The 24509-nt window shown below is 45.3% G+C and carries 20 protein-coding genes; 14 read left to right on the top strand and 6 right to left on the bottom strand.

Going from position 1 to position 24509, the window contains the following annotated elements:
* Window positions 1–76: 76 nt before the first annotated feature.
* On the top strand, window positions 77–1939 hold the full coding sequence (locus tag F6X55_RS12295) for a cation:proton antiporter (protein WP_153463630.1): 1863 nt from the start codon (window positions 77–79) through the stop codon (window positions 1937–1939).
* A 232-nt stretch (window positions 1940–2171) separates the two neighbouring features.
* Here F6X55_RS12295 and F6X55_RS12290 read toward each other — a convergent pair whose 3' ends face one another.
* On the bottom strand, window positions 2172–2354 hold the full coding sequence (locus tag F6X55_RS12290; RefSeq protein ID WP_026570855.1) for an SE1832 family protein: 183 nt from the start codon (window positions 2352–2354) through the stop codon (window positions 2172–2174).
* A gap of 130 nt (window positions 2355–2484) precedes the next feature.
* On the opposite strand from F6X55_RS12290, the gene F6X55_RS12285 reads away from it, so the two are divergent.
* The 5 genes from F6X55_RS12285 to ehuA all read left to right on the top strand — a co-directional run bounded on the left by F6X55_RS12285 (window position 2485) and on the right by ehuA (window position 7148).
* Entirely contained in the window at window positions 2485–3333 is an 849-nt protein-coding gene (locus tag F6X55_RS12285) for a GNAT family N-acetyltransferase (RefSeq protein ID WP_026570854.1), read from the top strand.
* A gap of 704 nt (window positions 3334–4037) precedes the next feature.
* On the top strand, window positions 4038–4928 hold the full coding sequence (gene ehuB / locus F6X55_RS12280) for an ectoine/hydroxyectoine ABC transporter substrate-binding protein EhuB (protein ID WP_026570853.1): 891 nt from the start codon (window positions 4038–4040) through the stop codon (window positions 4926–4928).
* Window positions 4929–5041: 113 nt separating this feature from the next.
* Complete coding sequence (ehuC, locus tag F6X55_RS12275) at window positions 5042–5671, top strand: ectoine/hydroxyectoine ABC transporter permease subunit EhuC (protein WP_035426956.1); 630 nt, start codon at window positions 5042–5044, stop codon at window positions 5669–5671.
* The gene (ehuD, locus tag F6X55_RS12270; protein ID WP_026570851.1) at window positions 5668–6378 is read left to right on the top strand and encodes an ectoine/hydroxyectoine ABC transporter permease subunit EhuD; all 711 of its coding nucleotides are present in this window, start codon (window positions 5668–5670) and stop codon (window positions 6376–6378) included. Before ehuC ends, ehuD begins: the two co-directional genes overlap by 4 nt.
* Window positions 6378–7148: an ectoine/hydroxyectoine ABC transporter ATP-binding protein EhuA gene (gene ehuA / locus F6X55_RS12265; RefSeq protein ID WP_026771916.1), complete on the top strand. Its 771-nt coding sequence runs from the start codon at window positions 6378–6380 to the stop codon at window positions 7146–7148. Before ehuD ends, ehuA begins: the two co-directional genes overlap by 1 nt.
* A gap of 164 nt (window positions 7149–7312) precedes the next feature.
* On the opposite strand, the gene F6X55_RS12260 is transcribed toward ehuA, so the two are convergent.
* A complete protein-coding gene (locus F6X55_RS12260) occupies window positions 7313–8401 on the bottom strand; it encodes an AI-2E family transporter (protein WP_321172285.1) in 1089 nt (362 codons plus the stop codon).
* 290 nt (window positions 8402–8691) lie between these two features.
* Here F6X55_RS12260 and F6X55_RS12255 point away from each other — a divergent pair, with 290 nt between their 5' ends.
* From F6X55_RS12255 to F6X55_RS12235, 5 genes are all read left to right on the top strand, one after another.
* Window positions 8692–10425, top strand: coding sequence for a phospho-sugar mutase (locus tag F6X55_RS12255; protein WP_026570848.1), 1734 nt, complete (start codon window positions 8692–8694; stop codon window positions 10423–10425).
* Window positions 10426–10743: 318 nt separating this feature from the next.
* Window positions 10744–11511, top strand: a complete 768-nt coding sequence (locus tag F6X55_RS12250) for a TerC family protein (protein WP_153463627.1) — start codon at window positions 10744–10746, stop codon at window positions 11509–11511.
* 477 nt (window positions 11512–11988) lie between these two features.
* The gene (locus F6X55_RS12245) at window positions 11989–12438 is read left to right on the top strand and encodes an OsmC family protein (RefSeq protein WP_026570846.1); all 450 of its coding nucleotides are present in this window, start codon (window positions 11989–11991) and stop codon (window positions 12436–12438) included.
* Window positions 12439–12715: 277 nt separating this feature from the next.
* On the top strand, window positions 12716–13747 hold the full coding sequence (locus F6X55_RS12240; protein WP_237648658.1) for a metal ABC transporter solute-binding protein, Zn/Mn family: 1032 nt from the start codon (window positions 12716–12718) through the stop codon (window positions 13745–13747).
* A gap of 544 nt (window positions 13748–14291) precedes the next feature.
* Window positions 14292–15533 (top strand): aminopeptidase, encoded by a 1242-nt coding sequence (locus F6X55_RS12235; RefSeq protein ID WP_026771913.1) that lies wholly within the window; start codon window positions 14292–14294, stop codon window positions 15531–15533.
* A 2-nt stretch (window positions 15534–15535) separates the two neighbouring features.
* Here the strand turns inward: F6X55_RS12235 and F6X55_RS12230 are convergent, their stop codons facing one another.
* On the bottom strand, window positions 15536–17359 hold the full coding sequence (locus F6X55_RS12230) for a DNA ligase D (protein WP_153463621.1): 1824 nt from the start codon (window positions 17357–17359) through the stop codon (window positions 15536–15538).
* 145 nt (window positions 17360–17504) lie between these two features.
* Between F6X55_RS12230 and ku the strand changes: the two genes are divergently transcribed.
* On the top strand, window positions 17505–18359 hold the full coding sequence (ku, locus tag F6X55_RS12225) for a non-homologous end joining protein Ku (RefSeq protein ID WP_026570842.1): 855 nt from the start codon (window positions 17505–17507) through the stop codon (window positions 18357–18359).
* A 208-nt stretch (window positions 18360–18567) separates the two neighbouring features.
* Window positions 18568–19569: an acyltransferase family protein gene (locus tag F6X55_RS12220; protein ID WP_026570841.1), complete on the top strand. Its 1002-nt coding sequence runs from the start codon at window positions 18568–18570 to the stop codon at window positions 19567–19569.
* 256 nt (window positions 19570–19825) lie between these two features.
* Here the strand turns inward: F6X55_RS12220 and F6X55_RS12215 are convergent, their stop codons facing one another.
* From F6X55_RS12215 to F6X55_RS12205, 3 genes are all read right to left on the bottom strand, one after another.
* Window positions 19826–21175, bottom strand: a complete 1350-nt coding sequence (locus tag F6X55_RS12215; RefSeq protein WP_153463618.1) for a YjiH family protein — start codon at window positions 21173–21175, stop codon at window positions 19826–19828.
* A gap of 147 nt (window positions 21176–21322) precedes the next feature.
* Window positions 21323–22192, bottom strand: coding sequence for a fructosamine kinase family protein (locus tag F6X55_RS12210; protein WP_337189837.1), 870 nt, complete (start codon window positions 22190–22192; stop codon window positions 21323–21325).
* 82 nt (window positions 22193–22274) lie between these two features.
* Window positions 22275–23012, bottom strand: a complete 738-nt coding sequence (locus F6X55_RS12205) for a helix-turn-helix domain-containing protein (RefSeq protein ID WP_153463613.1) — start codon at window positions 23010–23012, stop codon at window positions 22275–22277.
* A 126-nt stretch (window positions 23013–23138) separates the two neighbouring features.
* On the opposite strand from F6X55_RS12205, the gene F6X55_RS12200 reads away from it, so the two are divergent.
* Entirely contained in the window at window positions 23139–24425 is a 1287-nt protein-coding gene (locus F6X55_RS12200; RefSeq protein ID WP_153463610.1) for an extracellular solute-binding protein, read from the top strand.
* Window positions 24426–24509 lie beyond the last annotated feature (84 nt).

The raw sequence follows: 24509 nt of genomic DNA, 5'->3' as shown, positions 1-24509 counted from the left end.
GGAAATCCAGCCGCATTACACTATGGTATATCTTTTTCCATCGTACGATTTAAATGCAGAAAGGGGTGGAAGTTACATGAGCGATTCCCTTTTATTAGAAATAATGTTGATAGGTGCGCTGGGTGTCGGTTCTCAATGGTTGTCCTGGCGCTACCGTCTTCCCGCCATTGTGGTCATGTCGGTAGCCGGATTATTAGTGGGGCCTGCGCTAGGTATCATCAATCCGAACGAGGATTTTGGAGACCTTTACCGGCCGATTATATCTGTGGCTGTGGCAATCATCCTTTTTGAAGGCAGTCTGAATCTCCGTCTACAAGATATTAAGGGATTGGGAAGGCCTGTTTTCCGGATTGTCACCTTTGGGGCATTCTTATCCTGGATACTGGGTTCCTTGACAGCGCATTATGTTGGCGGGTTATCCTGGGCTGTATCGTTTGTGATCGGCGGAGTGTTCATCGTGACGGGTCCCACCGTGATTTTGCCGTTATTGCGACAGTCGAAGCTGAAACCAAGACCCGCCAAAATCTTGAAATGGGAAGGAATCATTGTCGATCCGATCGGTCCGCTCCTTGCGATTTTTGCTCTGGAAATCATTCTGGTTCTCACCAATACCGGCCACAGCTTGTTGTCTTTGCTGTTTTTCCTCCTGGCATCGCTGTTTGCCGTCATATTCGGCTGGGCGTTTGGCAGAGGAATCGGATGGATGTTCGAAACCGGTCATGTTCCGGAGTATTTAAAATCTCCACTCGTTTTTGCAGCGGTAATCGCTTGTTTTACGATAGCCGATGAGATCACACATGAAACAGGTTTGCTGGCAGTGACTGCCATGGGGATGACCCTGGCCAACATCCGCATCTCGTCCATTCAGGATATGCGGCACTTCAAAGAAAATATTTCGATTTTGCTGATTTCAACGATTTTTATCATGCTGACAGCATCCCTGACGAGAGGAACGCTTCTCCAGATATTCAGGCCGGAAATCATCGGGTATGTACTGTTGATGTTGTTCATTGTCCGGCCGTTGTCGATTTTCCTGTCGACGATTCGGACCGACTTGTCCAAGTCAGAAAAGCTGCTTGTCGGCTGGATTGCACCGAGGGGGATTGTAGCGCTGACTGTTTCGGGCTACTTTGCGTCCATTTTATATGATGAGGGTTATGAAGATGCGGCGCTGGTGACCTCGATCACTTTTGCGTTAGTGTTTTTCACAGTGGTCGCCCATGGGTTTTCTATCAGTTGGCTGGCCGGAAAGCTGAACCTTTCTGCAGAAGGTCGCCCTGGGACCATGATTATAGGAAGCAACAGCTTTACTGTGGCGTTGGCCAAAATCCTTAAGGATATGGACATCCCGGCCATTGTGTCTGATTCCTCCTGGCAGCGCCTTTCCAAAGCACGCAATGCCGGAGTCAACTTTCATCACGGGGAGATATTGTCGGAGCAGACGGATTACCGTGTTGATATGACACCATATGATTATTTGATTTCGGCTACTGAATTCGATTCTTACAATGCTTTGGTTGCCACGGCATTTGTCCCGGCGTTCGGCCGCAACAATGTGTTCAAACTGAGCATTCAAACCGAAAGGGGAGACCAGGTGGAGGACTTGGACCCAACGATCGCAGGCCGGGTCTTGTTTTCCGAGGAAATTTCATTGGAGGGGCTATGTGGCAAGATCGATGACGGTTATGTAATGAGAAAGACGAACATTACCGATCAGTACACATATCCAGATTATCTTGATGACCGGGCCCACGGTACCATATTATTGTTTGTCCTGCGCGTCTCCGGAAATGTCGAGTATTATACCGATGAAATTAAATTAAAGGCAGAGCCCGGAGATGTAGTGGTCAGTCTGACACCGCCCAGCAAAGAAGTGAATAAAATAAAAGCAAAACTCGATCAACAACATCAACAACATCAAGAACAAGGCAATCAATAAATGAAATCTTAAAGTATTACACACTGACCATACATCAAGCAGCAGTCCAATCGGGCTGCTGCTTTTCATGGCGAGAGGCTCTGTTTTAATGGAAGAACGGTATACTAAATTTGCGAGACTTGAAAGAAACCCTCGGGAATTTCGTTCGTTTATCGTCAGTGAATCTCGCTTTGTTCACCCTAAAGTTGTTTTACCCATGGGTTGAGTTTTGCGCCCGGTTCTTTACAACCCCTCACTGATCCAATTCATCGAGTTGCTTGTTCAAACTTGCCAGTTCTTGTTCCATATCACCCAGTTGTCTCTCTGCATTGGCAGTATTTCCTCCGACCGAGTCAAGTTTCTCCAAGTCGGCTTGAATACGCATATAATCAGATTTTAATTCACTGATCCGGTTTTCGATTTCTTTTTTTGTCATGATTACCACTCCTTTAATAAAACTGTATGTCAGCAGGTGGTCTCCGTCAACCAACAGGATTTCTAAAAAGTAGTGGGCAGAGCCTGGAAGATAGGTTAAACTACTAGAAAGAATGAGAGGGGGAACAGGGATGGAAGTCTTGCAAGTGGATGATATTACCACTTTTCTTGAACAGGCAGAGCCCTTGTTGTTGGCTAGAGAAGCCTGCAACAATCTGGGATTGGGGATTCTGAACAGGCTGAAGGAAAACGAAAGCGCACAAAGCCCAGCCCCATATTTTGGGATGGTTAAAGAGTCAGATGAACCGGTATATGTTTTTCTTCAAACACCGCCGCACAATTTGATACTTCCCGATATGGAAGCGGTCCATCCAGAAATGTTCACGCTCATTGCCGGCCTACTTCATCAACAGGGCATTGACATTCCCGGTGTAGTGGGACCTGCTGAAGCAGTCCGGCCGTTTGTGAATGAATGGGGGCAGCTAACAGGGAAAAAAGCAGAAATGGAAATGGAACAGCTTATTTACAGACTGGATGAGGTGAATTCGATAGAAAAAGGAAGCGGGCGCCTCCAGTCTGCAGATGAAAAAGATGTTGGGTTGATTAAAGCCTGGTTGATCGGGTTTGGGACAGAGGCAAACGTATCAATGGATGAGGAACGGGCAGAAGAAATGGCCAAGGATTTTATTGCATCCCGTTCCGTCTATCTATGGGTGGTGGACGGCCAGCCCGTATCGATGGCCAATCAATCAAGAAAATCGAAAAACGGCGTGACGATCAACGCTGTTTATACACCAGACACTTACAAGCGGAATGGTTATGCCACGGCACTTGTCGCAGCCCTTTCTCAAAAACTGCTTCATGAAGGAAATCATTTTTGCAGTTTGTACACAGATCAGGCGAACCCTACCTCCAATGGCATCTATCAAAAAATCGGCTACCAAGCTGTCGGCGAGTCGGTCATGTACAGTTTCCGATAAACGGGATTGCACTGTATCAGAATGAGTAGCAGCGCAGGTTACTGAAGCGGAAAGCAGGTCGTCCCTCCAAAAGGAGAACCTGGAATAAAAGCAACGTGACCAAAATAAAACCGAACGATTTTACAATTGTTCGGTTTTTCAATTGAAAAAAAGCAAACCGTTCTACTCTTCTCTTGTGAATCGTGCAACGCTCCTATCCGGCAAAGTACTTCGCGTTCCGCATGTACCTTCACTCAAAAGCAGTATTCCTTTTCCCGTTGAGTGCATGGCCGGAGTCCTGGTGAAACGGATAAAATCCTGTTTTTTTTGGTTTAGTTGCCCCTGTTCGTAACCGGATTCAATTTTCTGTTTAATTAGAATTTTAAAGCATTTACTATCTTATCCAAGCAAATATAAACATCTTGGAGCTATAACAGAATCAGCTGGTTATATGCTGTATGACTCGATTTAATCAGAATATTCATAGATTGATGAATGTAAATATTAGGTATAAAGTTATATATATGCCTATAGGCACTCCAAGCATTTCTCCGAATTGTGCTTCATTTCTTTTATCCGTGGTGGAGGTGTTTCTGCTCGCGTGACATTCAGCTGAAGGTTAAATCCATACGGATAACAAGTTTTTTACTTACTTAATAAGCGTCTGCTCAAGTGCACAGCAAATGCTTTTTTACTTAAGAAACTCAGGGAGGTTTAATTAGTTAATGAAAAAATACTTATCAGGTTTAGTACTCGGTTTAGTGTTGATTTTTGCACTGGCGGCATGTGGCTCTGACGACAGCAGTGGCGGTGAAGCCAGTGGAGAAGGGGAAGGCGGCAAGCTGGCCGAACTTCAGGATGCAGGTAAAGTGACCATCGGTTTTGCCAACGAAAAGCCTTACGCTTATGAGGAAGATGGAGAATTGAAAGGGGAAGCTGTAGCAATCGCTAAAGAGGTATTTAAAAACCTCGGTATCGATGAAGTGGAAGGACAGCTTGCCGATTTCAGCCAGTTGATTCCAGGCTTGCAGGCAGGTAAGTTCGATGTAGCTACAGCAGGTATGGCCATCACCCCGGAACGTTGTGAAAATGCAGACTTCGGCGAACCTGAAATTAAATATGGGGAAGGCCTCATCGTGGAAAAAGGCAATCCGCACAATATTACCAGTTACTCGGACATAGCTGAAAACGAGGATATCACTGTTTCGGTTATGTCAGGTGCAACGGAGATCGATTTTCTTCAGCAGGAAGGTGTAAGCGAGGATCAAATTTCCGAAGCTCCGGATATCCCGGCTACATTCTCCGCTGTTGAATCCGGACGTGCCCAGGCAACAACGGGTACAGAAATGACAATCAAAATGGCACTGGAATCTGCCGACACAGATGCACTGGAATTCGTAGAAGGCTTTGAACAGCCGGATATCGAAGGGGTGCCAAGCTATGGAGCAGCAGTATTCCATCCCGATAATGATGATTTAAGAGAAGCTTACAACGAAGAATTACAAAAATTAAAAGATAACGGCGAAATTGCCGGTTTGATTGAACCATTCGGTTTTTCTGAAGAAAGCAATGTCATTACCGAAGACATTACGACAGAAGAGCTTTGTCAAGGATAATAGGGGAGAAAAAATAATGTGAAGCAGGCCCCCTCGTGTCAGGGGGCCTGCTTTTCCCGGTAAAGAAAGGGTGAATCCTTATCAGTGATCTTACGGAAATCTTCTCCAAGTTAATGCAAGGGATCAACATAACCGTTACGGTACTGATCGCTTCGGCGGTTCTATCATACTTAATTGCCTTTATCGCAGGGTTCGGCAGACTATCGAATAATATTTTCATAAGGAAATTCACCGGTTTTTACGTAGAAGTGTTCCGGGGAACATCCTTGATTGTCCAGTTATTCTGGTTTTATTATGCACTTCCGGGACTCTTCGATATCCATTTGGCCACCGATTTCTGGGCTGCTGTAATCGCTATAGCAATGAACTATGGCGCTTATATGTCCGAGATTGTCCGCGGTTCGATTCTTTCCGTTGCCAAAGGGCAGAGAGAAGCTGCTACAGCCCTGAATATGTCACGGTTCCAACGAATGCGGCTAGTCATTTTGCCGCAGGCGGTCCGGATGATGCTTCCGGAATTCGGTAACTACCTGATTCAGATGCTGAAAGCTACATCTCTGGTTTCCCTGGTGGGACTGACAGATATCCTTTATCATGGCGATGTCTTCAGAAGTACGCACCTGTCACTGGCGCCGACTGTGTATATTCTGATTCTGATTTTTTACTTTATTTTAGCGCTTCCGTTGATTTGGCTTACTCGTTGGGCAGAAAAACAATCATCGAAGGGAGTGGCTAGTGAATGACTTGGAATTGGAATTATGTAGTTGAATCGTTACCCGCTATTTTTCAAGGGATGTGGATTACTCTAGGACTCACCATAGCCTGTTATCTGTTTGCCATGTTGTTCGGTTTTGTCTGGACATTTGTCCGCCGGATTCCTTGGAGGCCCTTGCAAATGATTATTGCGTTCATCATGGAGTTCATCCGTTCGACACCTCCATTGGTTCAATTGTTTTTTCTTTATTACGCATGGCCGATGGTTCCGTATGTCGGTTTGACATTGGATCCAATCACGGTGGCAATCATCGGTCTCGGTGTCCACTTTAGTACGTATATAGCTGAAATTTATCGCTCAGGCATTGAGTCGATCGATAAAGGGCAATGGGAAGCGGCTACTGCATTAAACCTTTCGTTAAAAGATAAATGGACAAAAATCATTTTGCCGCAAGCAATCCCGCCGACAATCCCGATGCTCGGCAACTATTTGATCATCATGTTCAAGGAAGTGCCGTTGACTTCCACGATCGGTGTTGCCGGAATGCTTCATATGGCAAACAACTTTGGTTCGAAAAACTTTGCCTATTTAGAGCCATTGACGCTAGTGGCAGTATTCTTCCTTGTGATGAGTTATCCGACAGCCGTACTTTTCCGCAAACTTGAACAAAGAATGAATCGCCGGTTCGACAAAAATAACCCGACAGGCAAAATAGATAAAGGAGTTGTCACGTGATGGCAAAACCAATTGCAGTATATAATGATGTCCACAAATCATTTGGTGAGGTGGAAGTGTTAAAAGGAATTGATTTGGAAATCGCTCCGGCAGAAAAAGTCGCGTTAATCGGACCAAGTGGATCCGGAAAAACCACCATCATCCGCATGCTGATGACCTTGGAGCAGCCGACCTCCGGCACCATCGTCGTCGATGGCCAATACTTATGGCACATGGAAAAGAACGGGGAGCTCGTCCCTGCCAATGAAAAGCATTTGCGGCAGGTCCGCGGTGATATCGGCATGGTATTTCAGCATTTCAATCTGTTTCCGCACATGAGTATCCTGGAAAACTGCATGGTCGCTCCGATAAATGTAAAAGGGGTGCCTAAAAAGGAAGCCAGGCAGCGATCTGTGGAAATGTTGGAAAAGGTAGGGCTGGGAGATAAGCTTGACGATTATCCGAGCCAGCTTTCCGGCGGTCAGAAACAGCGGGTGGCCATGGCAAGAGCGTTGGTAATGCGTCCGAAAATCATGTTGTTCGACGAGGTGACTTCTGCTCTCGATCCGGAGCTGGTCGGTGAAGTATTGGAAGTCATTCGTGATATCGCCAGAGAAGGCGAAATGGCCATGGTGCTTGTTACGCATGAGATGGACTTTGCACGTGATATTGCCGACCGGGTCGTATTCCTCGACGAGGGCAGGATTGCTGAGCAGGGTACTCCAGAGCAAGTACTAGAAAACTCGGAGAGCGAACGATTGAATTCATTTCTCAGTCGTTTCCGTTCCTGATAAAAACGGCATGGTTCCGGTCAAGCACCGGAACCATGCCGTTTTTTGTTTTGCAGTTCTTTTTGCCACCTTTGCGAACTTATAGGCGGAACATCGGATTGACGCCTGTTTGTCCTGGCAGTTTAGTAGTTAAAAAGAATGCTTACTTATAAATCAAACCCCGATTAGAAGATTTTTTGGTCATCCTGCGGTTGTTTTTTCTGCCACTCATGATAGAAATGGGAGATGATTGTCTTTACCACCGCATATGCAGGAATGATGAACAACAGTCCGATAAAGCCCGCGATGCTGCCGGCAGCCAAAATCAATGTAATAATCGTCAGGGGGTGAAGCGACAAAACTTTTCCCATGACGTTCGGTGAAATCAAGTTGCTTTCAATTTGCTGGGCAATCACCATCACCAGTATCGCCCAGACAGCCATCATCGGGTCCTGGAAGAAGGCGACCAATACAGCGGGGATGGCCGATAAAAAGGGACCGACGAACGGGATGAAATTCATGATCAATCCAAACAACGCCAAGGTGAGTGAATATGGAAGATGGATGATCAAATAACCGATATAAAGCATGAAGCCGACACACACACTGACAATGAACTGTCCTTGGATGAAAGAAGCAAGTGTATGGTTGATACTGTCGGCCAAACGCCTGAAGCTGTCTGCTTTCTTTGTGCTTAAGAATTGGGAAATGAATGGTACAAACTTGTGCCCATCTTTCAGCATGAAAAACAGGAAGAACGGTATCAGTACAAAGGCGAACAAGAACCCGAACAACTGTCCGAGAAAATCAATCAAAAAACCGACGAAATTTTGTGCATAATCATTTAAATTGTTGGTTATGTTTTCGATCGTGGAGTCTATTTGACTCGGAATCATATCTTGATTGTCCCGCCAGTTATCTATCAATTTTTCGCCGCTCTCCACCATTTTCGGTATGTTGTCAGTAAGTCTGGTAAATTGCTCTTGCACAATCGGCGCAATAAAGTTGGATGTTAAGTAAATGACGCCGATGATGAGCAGGAATACGATGATGATTGCCAGAATTCTATGTATTCGCATTTGCTCCAGTCTGCGTACCACAGGCATCGTAATGTAATAAAGTAGTCCAGCTCCGATAATCGGGACAGCAATGGAAAGTAGATAAGCCCCTACGGGCGCAAAGATGAACTTGGTAATCGAAATCAAGTAAACAAGCATGAAGATCAGGATAGCTACAATCAAACCCTGAACCCATTTTTTCTGGAAAATTGACAAGTGGGACCACAACCTTATAAATAGTGTTTTTTTCCATTATATAATAAATTGTAGAAAGAAAAGAGAGAACTGAATAAAATTTACTAGATTTGTTCAGAATCGTTACAATCCGTAAAAATAGAAAATTGATTTTCTCATGACAGTCTCTTGTCCTATCTTTCAGGATGTCCCGAAAAAGAATGAATAAACCTTTCGGATACCGGGTATGTTCTTTATGGATAAATAGAGGAAATCTATATTTTATGGTAAGCTTTTTTTAGTAATGGGTATTTATCTGAAGGAGGATATTTATGTCTTGGAGAACTACATATAATAAATGGTCGACTTTTCCCGAACTCGACCCCGCTTTAAAAAAACAATTAGAAGAAATACAGGGTTCAGAGAAAGAGCTGGAGGATGCTTTTTATAAAGAGCTGACTTTCGGCACCGGCGGCATGCGCGGCATGCTGGGTCCAGGTACAAACCGGATGAATATTTATACGATTCGCAAGGCGGTGGAAGGTCTTGCCAACTATATAAAAGAAAATGTCGCGGACTATGCTGATCGCGGTGTGGCTATTGCCTATGACTCACGGTATAAGTCCCAGGAATTTGCTGTTGAATCTGCCAGAGTTCTCGGAGCGCACGGCATTAAAGCATACGTGTATGAATCGCTCCGTCCGACACCGGTGCTATCTTTTGCCGTACGGCATTTACAGGCGGCTGCCGGTATCATGATAACGGCCAGTCACAACCCGCCGGAGTACAATGGCTTTAAAGTATATAACGAAGATGGCGGCCAGATGCCTCCTGCCGAAGCGGCAGAAGTGATTGCCAATGTTCAGAATGTCGACAATGAACTCGAAATCCCGGTAGCCGGCCAGCAGGAAATAGAGGAGCAAGGATTGCTTAACTGGATCGGGAAGGAAGTAGATGCTGCCTATTTAGAGCAACTGAAAACTATCTCCCGTATGAGTCCGGAGGAGCAGGATAACGACAATTCTCTGCAAATTGTATTTACACCGCTGCACGGCACCGCACATGATATGGTGCTGAATGGACTGCAGCAACTAGGCTTTGAACACGTCCACGTCGTGGAAGAGCAAGCGAAACCAGATCCTGAATTTTCCACCGTCGATTCTCCAAATCCGGAAGAGCATCAAGCGTTCACGCTGGCAATTCAGCAGGGAAAGCAGCGGGATGCCGATATCCTTGTCGGAACCGACCCCGATGCAGACAGGCTGGGTGTGGCCGTCAAAGATGGCAGCGGTTCTTATCAAGTGCTGACTGGAAATCAACTCGGTACATTGATGCTCGATTACTTGCTTTCGCATACAAGCGAAGCTGACAGACAGAATGGCAAAATGATCAAAACGATTGTCACCACGGAGTTAGGCAGGACAGTAGCCAGTCATTATGGTGTGGAAACAATCGATACATTGACAGGCTTCAAATATATTGGTGAAAAAATCAAAGGATTTGAATCGACAGATGAATCGTTTTTATTTGGCTATGAAGAAAGTTATGGCTACTTGATCGGCGATTTCGTCCGGGACAAAGATGCGGTTCAATCCACTATGATCGCTTGCGAAATGGCCAGCTATTGGAAGCAGAAAGGCAAAACATTGCTGGAGGCATTGGAAGGGCTCTATGAGCAGCACGGTTTCTATTTCGAGGATATGTCCTCCCTGACATTGAAAGGGAAAGATGGAGCCGAGCAAATCGCCGCCATTATGGAGGACATCAGAGAAAACCCTCTTACAGAAATCGGAGGTCTGGGAGTCATTGCAACCGAAGACTATCAAACATCGGAACGCCGGTATATACAAACGGGTAAGACAGAGCAAATCGATCTTCCGGCAGAGAATGTCGTGAAGTACCTGCTGGATAAAGACGGCTGGGTATGTCTCCGTCCTTCTGGTACAGAGCCGAAAATCAAGTGCTACTTTGGTGTGTCCAGTTCAAGCAGGCAAGATAGCCAGCAGCTATTGGAACAGCTGAAACAGCAAATGAAAGAACGAATCGACGCGGTGATCCAAGCGTAAAGTCATGTATAAGGCAGACTATTCCAGGCAACGATAAAATTGTGTCCTGGAGGGCATTCCCGCCAAAGTTGGCCAGTTTCTGATAAATTTGTTGACTTTGCTGATGGGAATGTTATGATATAACCATCTAAAGGGGAGTAGCTGTACAATTTAAGTCGTCATTTCGAGAGTCAATCTCCGGCTTAATTGGCAACCATCGTTGTTAGCGAGACCTTTACCACCAGGGTAAAGGTCTCTTTTTATGGTCTTTACCGGGTCACGGTGGAGGCCGTTTTTATTTGGGCCAAAAAAGCAAACACAGGAGGAGTTGTTTTAACATTGGATCTTCAATTACTGATTGAATATGGTTGGGTACTTATTGTTTTAGTAGGACTGGAAGGTATTTTGGCTGCAGATAATGCGCTCGTACTGGCAATCATGGTCAAGCATTTACCAGACGAAAAACGAAAAAAAGCATTGTTCTATGGTTTGGCAGGTGCATTCGTCCTTCGTTTTGGTTCGTTGTTCATCATTTCGTTTCTGGTCGACGTATGGCAAGTACAAGCAATTGGGGCTGCCTACTTATTGTTCATAGCTATCAAGCACTTATATGATAAGCTTTCAAAACGTGGAAACGAAGAGGAGGAAGTTGCAGCAGAGGCAAAAGGAAGTGGATTCTGGACGACGGTCCTTAAAGTGGAAATTGCCGACCTCGCTTTCGCTGTGGACTCGATTCTTGCCGCAGTAGCACTAGCGGTGGCACTGCCTCCTACCGATCTCCCGAATGTCGGAAGTCTGGATGGTGCTCAGTTCGGTGTCGTATTCGCTGGTGGTATGATTGGATTGATTATCATGCGGTTTGCCGCAAATTTGTTTGTGAAACTGTTGCATGATCGTCCTGGTTTGGAGATTGCCGCCTTTATCATTGTCGGCTGGGTAGGCGTCAAGCTTCTGATTACTGTACTTGCTCATGATGCCATTCATGTGTTGCCGCATGACTTTGCCCACTCTACCATCTGGAAATTGATTTTCTACGGTGTACTTGTTGCCATTGCTGTCGCCGGCTGGTTTTTATCCAGCAACAAGGAAACCGAAAAACAAGCATAAACGTCAGATAAAGCTTGGACAAAAGCATAGGGCTCAATGCAAAAACCGAGCGATGATTCGATTACCATAAACATTCGGACTCGTTCGGTTTTTCTTTTCCGGATTTTTCTATCGAATTAAACTGGGTAAATCATAAACCGTCCTTGCCTATCCCAACGATGGGGCTAGTATCGAATTCGGTAAAGCCCTTCGCTTTAAGCGGGCATGGCTTCGAAAGCACAGTATCTTGCCGCAGTGATAAGAGCACTCATACACAATAGGATGAAAGGAAATCTACCTAATAAGAAAGAGTCACTTTCACTCGCTGTCCTTTCGGCAATGAATGAAATATGCTTCTAGTCTGTTGGTGTTCGGTTTATCAGTAGAATGATAAGTTGCTCAATGTCTTTTAGAAGAGCGAATAGGCATTTTATTTCCACATTATGTAGGAGGCGCCTTACAATAAGGACAGACTCCGCAATAGAAAGGAAGTTTGTGATGGCAACGCACTCTTTTCATTTGAAGGCAGACTGGCCGGGGGGAAGGAACACGGTCGGCCGCATAGAAGCAGGCAACCTGAAAACCGAGATATCCATTCCCCCGGAAATGGATGGTCCGGGGGTGGGGACCAATCCGGACGAGATGTTATTGGGAGCTGCAGCGACTTGTTATATCATTACACTCGGCGCTATGATTGAGCGAGCAGGTCTTCCCCTTGAGCATATGGATCTAAACTCAGAGGGTATTGTGGATGTGACGAAAGGGGTTTTCACTTATAAGAAAATCATCCATCGTCCGTCCGTTGTTCTGAAACAAGGAAGCTCGGAAACGGAATTATCCAAAACCAAACAACTAGTCGAGAAGGCGGAGCAGTCTTGTATGATTTCCCGGGCAGTAATGGGAAATGTAGAATTACAGTTGGAACCGGATGTGTCCATTGCTCCTTGACGCAAGAAAAGTGAAAACAGTGTTTCCGTGGAATGCTCAGGCAGCTTTTGCCTGGGCTTTTTTCCTGGACAAAACGGATTCCTTTTAAGCAGGTGCGCAAATAAATCTACAACGAAAAGCTTTTACATGCTTCCCCGGGAGCGGTTTGGTTGTTTCATGAACAACCATCAAATAAAAAACAATCATAAAACGAAACCATTACTATTTACAAAGCGTAATCATTACGATATAATTCTTTAGGTGCTATACTCAATTTATATGATCGGGGAGGAAGATGATGATTAAAAAGATACTATTCGGTATGCTGTTTTTCATTCTGCTTCTGGCTGGATGTGGAACATCATCCGTCCAACAGAAAGATGATGGAAAGGAAAAGTTGACAATATACACAACCGTGTTTCCTTTACAAGACTTCGCTGAGAAAATCGGCGGGGATTATGTGGAAGTAGAATCGATTCTTCCTGCAGGAGCAGATGCCCATACTTTTGAACCGACCTCGAACACGTTGGTCGACATTGCCGAGTCCGATGCTTTCATTTACATAGGCGCCGGAATGGAATCCTATGCGGACACGATTTCCGAAGCGGTTGAATCGGAGGATGTCTCTTTGGTTGAAGCCACTGACGGTGTTTCTTTGCTTGCTTCTACTCATGAACATGACCATGGAGAGGAGGCAGGCCATGACCATGACGGGGAAGAAACACACGACCATGAGCACGAGGGAGAAGAAGCCGGGGAACAGGAGGGAGAAACCGCAGAAGCTGGGGAAACGGAGCACGACCACGGGGATTATGATCCCCATGTATGGCTTGATCCTGTCCGTTCAATAGACCTGGCTGAAAACATTAAAGACAGTCTGGTTGACTTGATGCCGGATCACCGACAAGCATTCGAAGACAACTATGCAGATTTGGAAAAGAAACTCCGCGAGTTAGACCAATCTTTCCATCAGACGGTGGAAAAAGGGAAGAAACGGGAGATTATCGTTTCACATGCCGCTTTTGGATACTGGGAAGATGCTTATGGTCTTGAGCAAATTGCTGTATCTGGTTTATCGACTGCGCAGGAGCCGTCCCAAAAACAATTGGAATCGATTATCGAAGAGTCTGAGGAGCATGATTTGCAATATATTCTCTTTGAGCAGAATGTGACCCCGCGAGTCGCAGAGGTAGTGCAAAAAGAAATTGGTGCTGAAACACTCCGTGTTCATAATTTGGCCGTGCTCACCGAAGAAGACGTTGAAAATCAAGAAGACTATTTCAGTTTGATGGAAAAAAATCTGGACACGATAAAAACGGCGATCCAATAAATACCACGAAGATTCCATTCGCTCCATCGGTCTTCGGCTCGCGTTGTTCCCGCAGGCGTCGCCACCGATCGCTCATCGCGGGAGCAACAGAGATCAACCCCAAAAGAGTGATTTTCTTGAGTAAATCAATGAAAATCACTCTTTTTTTGTACAAGGAAATGAATCGATGAAACGGAGGGGCTCGATGCTAGTCCGTCCATTATCCATGAATGTAAGTCAGTACGAAGGGCTATACGATAGGGTGGTCCCTGAGGGCAATCTTTTACGGAAACCAATGAGCTGGTAGACTTTTCCTCGGTTTATGACGAACTTGCTTGAAGAGACGATTATGGAGGGCACTGTAACATGACGATTGTAAGATATGCCCTTGGAAAGCAAGGGAGAAGATTCGCCAGCAGCCCGCAAAAAGCGTAGAATTTTTTGTGGTTGCTTATAAGTTATCTTTTAAAGAGGTGAAAAAAACGATCGAATTTTTCAAATTGTCTACTATCTTTGCTTCGAGATTTGTGGAATAATGGAAGAAAAAGTGAAGGGAAGTTTTAGGATGGGTAATCATGCAGATGCATTGAAAAAGTATGCCAGATTGGCGATTCAGACGGGCGTCAATCTGCAGAAAGGACAAGGACTGATCATCAATGCTCCTGTGGAAGCTGCCGAATTCACAAGAATGGTAGTAAAAGAAGCATACCAGGCAGGGGCTAAAAATGTCCATTTGGAATGGAACGATGAAACACTTACTTATTTAAAAATGAAAAACGCTCCGATGGAAGTTTTAGAAAATTATCCGAAATGGAAAGCTCGAGGTTTGGAGGAAATGGTCAAGGATGGTTACGCGCTACTTACCATTTATGGAGAAAACCCCGACTTACTGAAAGATATCGACGGCAAGCGAATCGCGGCAGCCAATAAGGCGGGCGGTGAAGCACTGAGCGAATATCGCGACTATATCATGAATGACAAGGTGTGCTGGTCGATTGTCGGGTATCCGACGGCCGCATGGTCGAAGAAAGTGTTTCCGGATCTTCCTATAGAAGAGGCCCAGGAGAAGTTATGGGAAAAAATCTTCAGTATCACCCGCGTAGATCAGGAAGATCCTGTAAAAGCCTGGGCGGACCACAACGAAACGCTGCGCAAAGCACGTGAGTATTTGAATGAAAAACAATACAAGCAGCTCATCTATCGGGCAGAAGGTACGGATTTGACCATCGATCTTCCGGAAAACCACATTTGGCATGGCGGATCGGCTGAATCGGAGGGAGGGGTCGAGTTCAATCCCAATATGCCTACGGAGGAAGTGTTCACCATGCCGCACAAGTACGGGGTGAACGGAACAGTGAAGAGCACCAAGCCTTTGAGCTACGGCGGAAATTTGATTGAAAACTTTTCGTTGACCTTTGAAGAGGGAAAAGTTGTCTCGTTTTCCGCGGAAAAAGGAGAAGAAACGTTGCAGCACCTGCTTGATACGGATGAAGGCTCACGCCGATTGGGAGAAGTCGCCTTGGTTCCTGACGAATCGCCGATATCCCAATCCAAAATCATCTTTTTCAATACCTTGTTTGATGAGAATGCATCCTGCCATTTGGCGTTAGGTAAAGCATATCCTACCAATATTGAGAATGGTCCTGGAATGGACAAGCAACAAATGGACGAGCACGGAGTCAATGACAGTCTGAACCACGAAGATTTCATGATGGGTTCTGCTCAGCTGGACATTGACGGTGTAGCGAAGGATGGTACCAAAGAACCGGTATTCCGTAACGGGAGCTGGGCTATTTCTTTCTCCTGAACTTAACTGCTGTCGCTGATGAATTGTTTTAAGTGTGTTAAATCCTGGCTGTCTCTTGTCTGGTTATAACCGACAAAGGGACAGCCTTTTTCTTGTACCCGACGGACAGCATTTTCCAGTGTGAATTGCTCAGGGGACAATCGTTCGTTGACTTCTTCCCAAAATAAAGGGGCGGACACAGTGGCGTTTTCGTTTCTTCTCGGTGAATAAGGAGCGATCAAGGTTTTGTCTCTTCCGTGCTGTACATAGTCGACATAAAGTTTGTTTCCCCGATTTTTCTTCAGCCGTTCGATTGTGAATAAATCATCATGCTGCTTGACTAAAAGCATGGCCAATGCCTGCGTGAAAGTGGCAGTCTCGTTGTAAGTAAGACTTTTTGCAGGAATGGGGATGTAAACTTGCATCCCTTTATTTCCCGATGTTTTTACAAAGGATTGCAGCAAAAGCTGGTCAAGCATTTTTTTCAACAACTGTGCAGCATAAACAGCAAGGCGGAATTCTCCAATCGATGGCGGATCTAAGTCAAAGACAATTTCAATGGGGTCAGTCCCTCCCATATATTGAAAGGGGACGTGATACTCCATGGCGCCATGATTGCCAAGCCAGACTAGCGATTCTGCTGTACCGCAATGAAGCAGAGTCTCTTCACCGCTTTTGTCTCCTGCCAGAAATGCCGGCGCATAATCTGGTAAATGCTTTTGAAAGAAGGATTCCCCATCGACTCCTTCGGGGCAGCGGATGACGGTCAGTGCTTTGTTTTTCAAGAATGGCAGCATATATGGGGAAATTTCCCGTAGATACTGAACCAAATCCCCTTTTACAAGCTTTTTCTTCGGATAAAAGGTCTTTTCCTGATTGCTCAAGTCGATTGAAGCAGGTAGCATGGCCAGTCCTTGTCTTGCCTGCTGCCATGTACATTGTTCGGGCTGCAGATCAAGACGGAACCGGCGAAAAACCGGTTCGCGCAGTTCTCCGTCCTGAATATCAAGGCAGTTGATATCCACACAAATCGCAGGGGGCAGTTTGATCACATCAACTGTCTTTTCTCCTTTGGAATTGGCCAATTTTTTCAGCATCGCCAGAGATTCCCCCTCCAGTCCATGCTTGAATTTCCCGATTGAGACAAGGGCATCCTCATGATATACAGCGGCGTCAAAATATCCATTGGAAGGAGTGTAGCCGGTAATGATACAGCTAATGACCCGCCAATTTTTCACCTTCAGCCAGTCACGGTGATTTTTTCCGGAAACATATCGGCTTTCACGCCGTTTCACCACCATGCCTTCACCACGGTGTTCTTTAACTTTTTCCCACAGGACTTCCCAGTCATCGAAACTTTCTATGTATCCTAGCCGTTTGACCCAATCAACCGGCCGACTTATTTGCAGCTGGTTAAGTAAATCGGCTAGTTTTCCTTTTCGTTCCTGATACTGGAGCGGGCTTAAATCCTTGTCAGCCAGTGTCAGTAAATCAAAACAAAGGAAATGGGCAGGACGTGCTTTGGCCGCTTTTTCGATGGTTTCTTTTGTTTTAAAGCGTCCCCGCTGCTGGATCAGCGGAAAATTCGCCTGGTAGGGAGTGTTGAGTATGACAATTTCTCCATCCAGCTTCAACGGCAGCAATGCAGCCACCCGCGACTGCTCCTCTCGGCAAAATGCAAGAATTTCCGGGAAGTTGCTGCTTAAATTCTTTCCATTGCGGCTGATCACATCGATGCTGTCTTTTTTCCAATCAAGCACCGCTCTGAATCCATCGTATTTCGTTTCAAACACCCATTCTTTCCCTTTTGGTATCGCTTCATTGGCAATTGGCTGCATGAGCTTCATCATTTTAACTTCCTTTATGCAGTGATCGTTATGGTAAATAGTCTTTTCCTTTTCCATGGGTGCTAGTCATAAAACGTGTTTTTTTCGACAAAATAAGCTTAAGTCTTATAGCTCAAGAAAGTAGGGGCAAGAAAGGAGGATAAACATGCATACGATGTGGAAAGGGACAATCAGCTTCGGACTGGTCAACATTCCGGTGAAGCTGCATGCCGCAACAGAAAACAAAGACGTTAAATTGCGTCAACTGCATAAAGAATGTCAGTCACCGATCAAGTATCAAAAGGTTTGTCCAGTTTGCGAAAGGGAAGTGGAGTCGGAGGAAATTGTCAAAGCTTTCGAATATGCAAAAAACAAATTCGTCGTGCTGACTGACGAGGAGATGGCAGAATTGCAGGAGGAGCACACGGATAAAGCAGTAGAGATCGTCGATTTTGTACAGCTGGAAGAAATCGATCCGATTTACTTTGAAAAAAGCTATTATTTATCGCCGAATGAAGGTGGGGGAAAAGCGTACACCCTTCTAAGACAAGCCTTGGCGGACAGCGGGAAAATAGGTGTGGCCAAGATGGTGATCCGCTCGAAAGAACAGTTGGCAGCCATCAGAGTATACGAAAATACACTGGTCGTGGAAACCATTCATTACCCGGACGAAGTAAGAGACGTGAAAGAAGTACCGAATGTCCCTGAAGATGCCAAAGCAGATCCGAAAGAACTGGATACGGCCAAAATGTTGATTGATCAGCTGACCAGTGAATTCGATCCGGAAAAGTACAAAGACAATTACCGGACGGCTCTACTTGATTTAATCGAAGAGAAGAAGAACGCCGACGAAACAGCGACCGCTCAAGATAAGCCAGTTCCTGACAATGTGCATAACTTGATGGAAGCGCTCGAAGCTTCATTGGATAGAGCGAAAAACGATAAACCAGAAAAACCGGCCGCAAAGAAAAAAACGACCAGCCCGAAAAAACCAAAAAAGAAAATGAAAAGAAATGCATAGGAGGGTCAGTCCCCCACCCTGTTACCATGGTAACAGGGTAAAGTTTTTTGCAAGGCTTTGCATTTTTTTACAAGCTGTTTAAGTTACATGACAATTCCATAACAACCTCTTTAAATTGCTCATCAGAATGCGAAAATATGATTAGAATGGGTATTAATTATACAGGAACAAAAAGTACGATGATTATTTTCGCGGAGGAATGAGGAACATGAAGAGGGATGCATTTTTTGACAATGCCAAGTTCCTGCTGATCTTTCTGGTAGTTTTCGGTCACTTGATTCAACCGTTAAAAACCGATTCAGCAGTAATCAATGTCTTATATCATTGGATTTATATATTTCATATGCCGGCGTTTATCTTACTGTCGGGATTCTTTGCAAAAGGCTCGGGAAGTAAGGGCTATATAGCGAAGTTATCGAAAAAACTGCTTTTGCCGTATATGATTTTCCAATTGTTCTATACAATCTATTACTTTTTTATCGGGAAAGGGGACTGGATGGCAGCTCCTTTTTATCCACACTGGTCCCTTTGGTTTTTATTCAGCTTGTTCTGCTGGCACCTGCTACTGATCGTGTTCAGCAAGCTGTCGATGTTCAAAGGCCTGACAGTGGCAGTCCTTTTGGGAATAGTAGTAGGATACTTCGATAATATCGGCCATTCGTTCAGTTTATCCAGGACGTTTGTGTTTTTTCCGTTTTTCCTGCTTGGTTATTGGCTGACCAAGGAACAAGTGATGCTGGTCAAAACCAAACTGGTTAAATCGGCTTCGCTGATCATCATGACAGCAGCCGTTTTGGTTATAAGTATTTACCCTGATTTTTCAACAGACTGGCTGCTCGGTTCCAAGTCGTACGCAGCGATGGATGCGTCCACTTCCGGCGGATTGTCGCGGCTTGCCGTTTACGGCTCTGCACTGGTTATGACGTTCAGCATATTCGCCTGGGTTCCGCGGAAGCATGGAATATGGACCGAATTCGGGAAGCGTACGCTGTATGTCTACTTGCTTCATGGCTTTTTCATCCAGTATATCCGCCAGGAAGATTTGCTTTTCTACAACCATCCAGTGGATATCATCGGTTTTGCTGCTGTTTCCATGGCGATCGTACTCGTACTCTCCAACAAAACGATGCTTACCATCTGGCAGCCGTTTATTGAAGGAAATGCTTCCTTGTTGAAGGAAAAACTCTTCTCCCATCGCAAGCAGCGGTGATGACATAGATGATACAGCCGGTACAAAAGCAAAAACCGAACGAGGTTCGAAATGCCTATGCATTCCAAATCCGTTCGGTTTTTGTTTTTTATAAAAACATCCATGGCTGTTGCTTGATGTTTTTCCGCCAAATCTTGCGAAGGGCAACTCCTTTTTTAGAAGAAGAGACTTGGTTAGGGCACCTTCACACTCTGGTAGAGCCTTCTAAGCGATCCAGAGGGGTTCCGCTTTGCCAAACAGCTCCGAGAGTGACGAATCAAAAAATGAGATGGGCTACCAGAGCGATGATCGGCAAGGTGATGATGGTCCGCTCAAGAAAGATAATCACCAATTCATAAAACTTCACCGGTACCTTGGATCCAAGCAGCAGTCCCCCGACTTCGGACATATAAACCAACTGAGTGACAGAAAGTGCTGCAATCACAAACCGGGTAAGCTCACTTTCGATCGAGCTGCCGATAATCGCGGGCAGGAACATATCGGCAAAGCCGACCAATATCGTTTGCGAAGCCTCCGTTGCATTTGGTATCTGCATTACTTCCAATAATGGAATAAACGGAACACCAAGCCATTGGAAAAACGGTGTATATTCTGCAAGAATCAGGGCGACAAGACCGAATGCCATGACCACTGGTGCGACACCCATCCACATATCCAGCGTGTTTTGGGCACCCTGTTTGAAAAATTTCAACACGCTTGTTTCTTGCCCGCCACGGTCAACCGCCTGGCGGTATCCCCAGGTAAAGATGTTCTGTCCTTCTGGAATCCCTTCGTCTTTCACTTGGTCGCTATTGTCCACATACGTATCCGCTTTGCGTGAAAGCGGCGGAATCCTGGGCATAATCAGGGCTGCCACAAACCCTGCCAACAGTACAGTGGCATAGAAAGGAAGGAACATGTCCATCAGACCCACTTCGGATATCACTACAAGAGTAAAGGTAATGGAGACAATCGAGAAAGTTGTCCCGATAACTGCAGCTTCCCTTTTGGTATAGTACCCTTCTTCATATTGCTTGCTCGTGAGCAAAACACCGATTGTCCCGTCTCCGAGCCAGGAGGCAAGCGAGTCGATGGATGCCCGGCCGGGAAGTTTGAACAAAGGGCGCATTACTTTGGAAAGAAGCGTACCGAATAGTTCCAGCAGTCCATAATTCAATAAAAGCGGCAAGAACAAGCCGGCAAATAAAAATACGCTAAATAATACATGCAGCAAGTCCCCGAGAATAAAAGCGCCGGTGTCAGCCGAATATATTGCTTCATGGCCTAATTCGAAATAAACCATAATGGCAAATACCATTGCGGCAATCCGGGTTATCAGCCAAAACCAGCTGACATGGAAAAGCTGCTGGAAAAAGGGATAACGATCCAGCACTTGCTTTCCGGCTAGCTTCACTATCAGACTTGCAATCGCTGTAATGGCAATGATAACCGTCATGATGGCGGAAAGCTGATCAGCCAATAAATCCTGGAGCCAGTTGGACAGGATGGCAATCGGTATCGTCACCTCTCCATCGACAGCGATAGGAGTCATAAAAAGGAATATACCAATCAATGAAGGAATGATAAATTTAAGATGGTCAGCCAGTGTGTACTTTTTGTTTTCCATAAGGTCCTCCCTTGAAGAGATGACAACATATCTCTTCAATAAAAAATAATGATAAGTAAGTATAAAAATACAGCAATATTCATTTTAATGCATAAACATGAATTAGCCAACCGTTTTGTGCAAATTTTTCATATGCAACTTTTTACATTATCCGATATATTCACTCAAAACACGGTCGACTGATGGTCCGTACACTTCCCCGAACATATTCAGATGAACCAATAAATAATAAAGCTGGTATAAAGGTTTTACATCGGAGTAATAGTCCGGTATAGGATATGCTTCCCGATAAGCTTTGTAAAAATCATCCGGGAACCCTCCGAATACTTCGGTAAAAGCGAGTTCAAACAGTCGGTCGCCATAAAGTACAGAAGGATCGACTAAAAAAGGCTCGCCATCAGGACCCGGCAGCCAATTCCCACCCCATAAGTCACCATGCAGCAGGGACGGGGGAACGGATGCAGGAATCCAGTCATCCAGCCTGTCGAGAAGGACGGCCATCCGCTTTCGGCGTTTTTCCGGCATATTGCCTTGCGAGACAGCGGTATGCAACTGTGATTCAAGGCGCTGTTCACGGTAGTAAGTGAGCCAGCTGTCAAACAATCCATTGGGCTGTGGAAGCGTCCCGATAAACGTGTCTTCGCAAAAGCCATGCTGGCTGTTTTGGTGCTGGTGCATTTCCGCAACCTTTCTGCCAAGCTGTTCTGTCGTAGTGCTGGCAGGAATTCCTTCAATCCAGTCGATCACAAGCAGACCGGTCTTCCCGTTTTCGGGTTCATCGTAATCAAGCACCTCCGGCACAGCTACAGTTCTCGTTTCTGCAATGGAACGAAGGCCCTTTGCTTCAACGCGGAAAAAGTGAGGGGGGATATTGTTGTTCCCTTTAATAAAGTACTCCCGTTCCTGTGTGCGTACATAGTATGCCTGGTTGATATCACCTCCGCCTACCTGACGTATTGTGTTTACGGATGAAAAGTCACCGATCGCAGTCAACTTTTCTCTAATCAGTTGTTCCACATAAATCTCCTTTCCAATTCAATGCAGGGAAAACGGTTTATGCTAATTTATATCCTAAATAAACCGTTGTATAACCTCGGATTTATTTCATGTGAAGATTGCGGAATTCCCGGGGTGTCATGCCTTCATAAAGCTTGAACTGGGAAGAAAAGTAGCTTTGGTTGCAGAATTTGAACAGCAGGGCAATTTCCGAGATGGAACTCGTGGTATGGAGCAAGTAATACTTTGCCTCCGTAATCCGTTTCTTATTGATGTATTTAACGATAGAAATGCCGACTTCTTTTTTGAAAAGATGGGACAAATAGCTTGGATGGACAAAGCAGAATTTACTGATAGAATCCAAGTTTAAATCCTGAAGAATGTGGTATTGGATATACGTAATAGCCCGATTTACCACTTTCCCATATGGAAGTTTTTTTTCTGTGTTGACGGTTTGGACGAAATGGGACAGCATTACATATTCCATCTGGTCGAGTGCTTGTAAATTATCCAGGCGTTCTATTTCCAGTATATAGGCATCGCTGAGCGTGAAAGCTGTCTCCGGATCAACTCCACCGTTGATGATCGCCCTGGTTAACAGCGTACAGGAGCAAATCAGTGAGTTTTTCATGGAACGATGCGGGGTGTGGGCAAGCTTAGGGCGTCTATCCTTATTGATGCTTTGCATGATGTGGGTGGCTTTTTCGATGTCTCCCCGGGCTACTGCTGCAAGCAGCTGACTTTCCAGCAGAAAGGAAGGGTGATAGTACTCATTGTTCCTGTTTTCCAGTTTCATTGTCAGGTAACTGGTAACCACCGGGATCTGGGTCGAATGATCCATGGCCTTCTCTCCATTTCTATCTAAAAATTTAATAACAATCTAAAAAATTTAGTATTCATTGAAAGCGCTATCGTTATACAATTAATTATAGTTAAATATATATAAATAACAAGGAGGTCAATCAACATGAAAAAATGGCTGTCATTTTTATTTGCTATTGCACTAATGGCGCTTGTGCTGGCTGCATGCGGGGGAGACGAAGAATCCAGCCAGGAAAGCGGAGAGGAAACGTCCGGTGAAACCGGAGGTTCCGATAGCGAATCAAGCGGGGAAGTAACCACCGTCACATTTGCTGCACAAAGTGATGATACACCTGCAACCAAGGCTGCAATTGAAGAATTTAACAATAGTCAGGATCAATATAAAGTGGAATGGACACAGATGACCAACGACTCTGCACAAATGCATGATCAATTACTTACTTCTTTATCCAGCGAAGCGGGAGAATATGATGTTCTGTCTCTCGATGTGGTCTGGGCTGGAGAATTCGCCGGGGCTGGATACTTGGAGCCGATCGATATGATGATGGATGATGCAGGTTTGAATATCGATGACTTCAATGCCGGATCGATGACATCCGGAAACTACAAAGGGAAACAATATACCCTTCCATACTTCCCGGATGTGGGTCTGTTGTTCTTCCGCAATGATATTGTCTCGGATGAAGATGCAGAAAAGTTGATTTCCGGCGACTATACCTATGAAGAACTTGGAGAAATGGCCGGGCGTTATGCCTCGGAAAATGACATCAGTAACGGGTTTGTTTATCAATCCAAGCAATATGAAGGCCTGACAGTGAATGCCAACAAATTTACCAACCAATTCGAAGATGTGGAATCAGGCTTGCAAACGATGTATGATTTCACTACTGCTGATTGGACACCCGACGATATCTTGAATTATGCAGAAGGAGAGGCATCCACTGCCTTTGAAAACGGGAATGCCGTTTTTGAGCGGAACTGGCCGTATATCTATGGCCGGCTTAAAAATCCGGAAGAAAGCGGGGCGACAGTCGACGTAGAGAATGTGGAAGCAGCACCGCTTCCGAATGGCGGGTCTGTCGGCGGCTGGCTGTTGGGAATCAACGCGAACTCCGATGTGAAAGAGGGCGCCTGGGAGTTCATTCAATTCTTGTCAGGCCCGGAAGGACAGAAAATTCTTTCTACAGAAGGAAGCTATCTGCCAGGATACAATCCATTGCTTGAAGACCAGGAAGTGCTTGATTCCAATGAACTGCTGACGATGGAAGGATTCCAAAATGCGCTTCAAAGCACCATTGCCCGTCCGGTATCAGCAGATTACTCGGAAATCTCAAACGAAATCCAGGTTGCTGTCCATAAATACTTGAGCTCCGGGGAAGGCCTGGACGATGCAGTCCAAACGATCGAGGATGCCACCAGCGAAGAAGAATAAGGAGCAGAAAAATACAGGTGGAATAAAAGGGCTCTTTCACAAGGGCCCTTTTCCACTTTCATTGTTATGAAAAGGAAGAACCGC

The organism is Sediminibacillus terrae (assembly GCF_009602435.1).
Lineage (GTDB): Bacteria > Bacillota > Bacilli > Bacillales > Amphibacillaceae > Sediminibacillus > Sediminibacillus terrae.
This window is presented reverse-complemented; position numbering and strand designations above follow the sequence as displayed.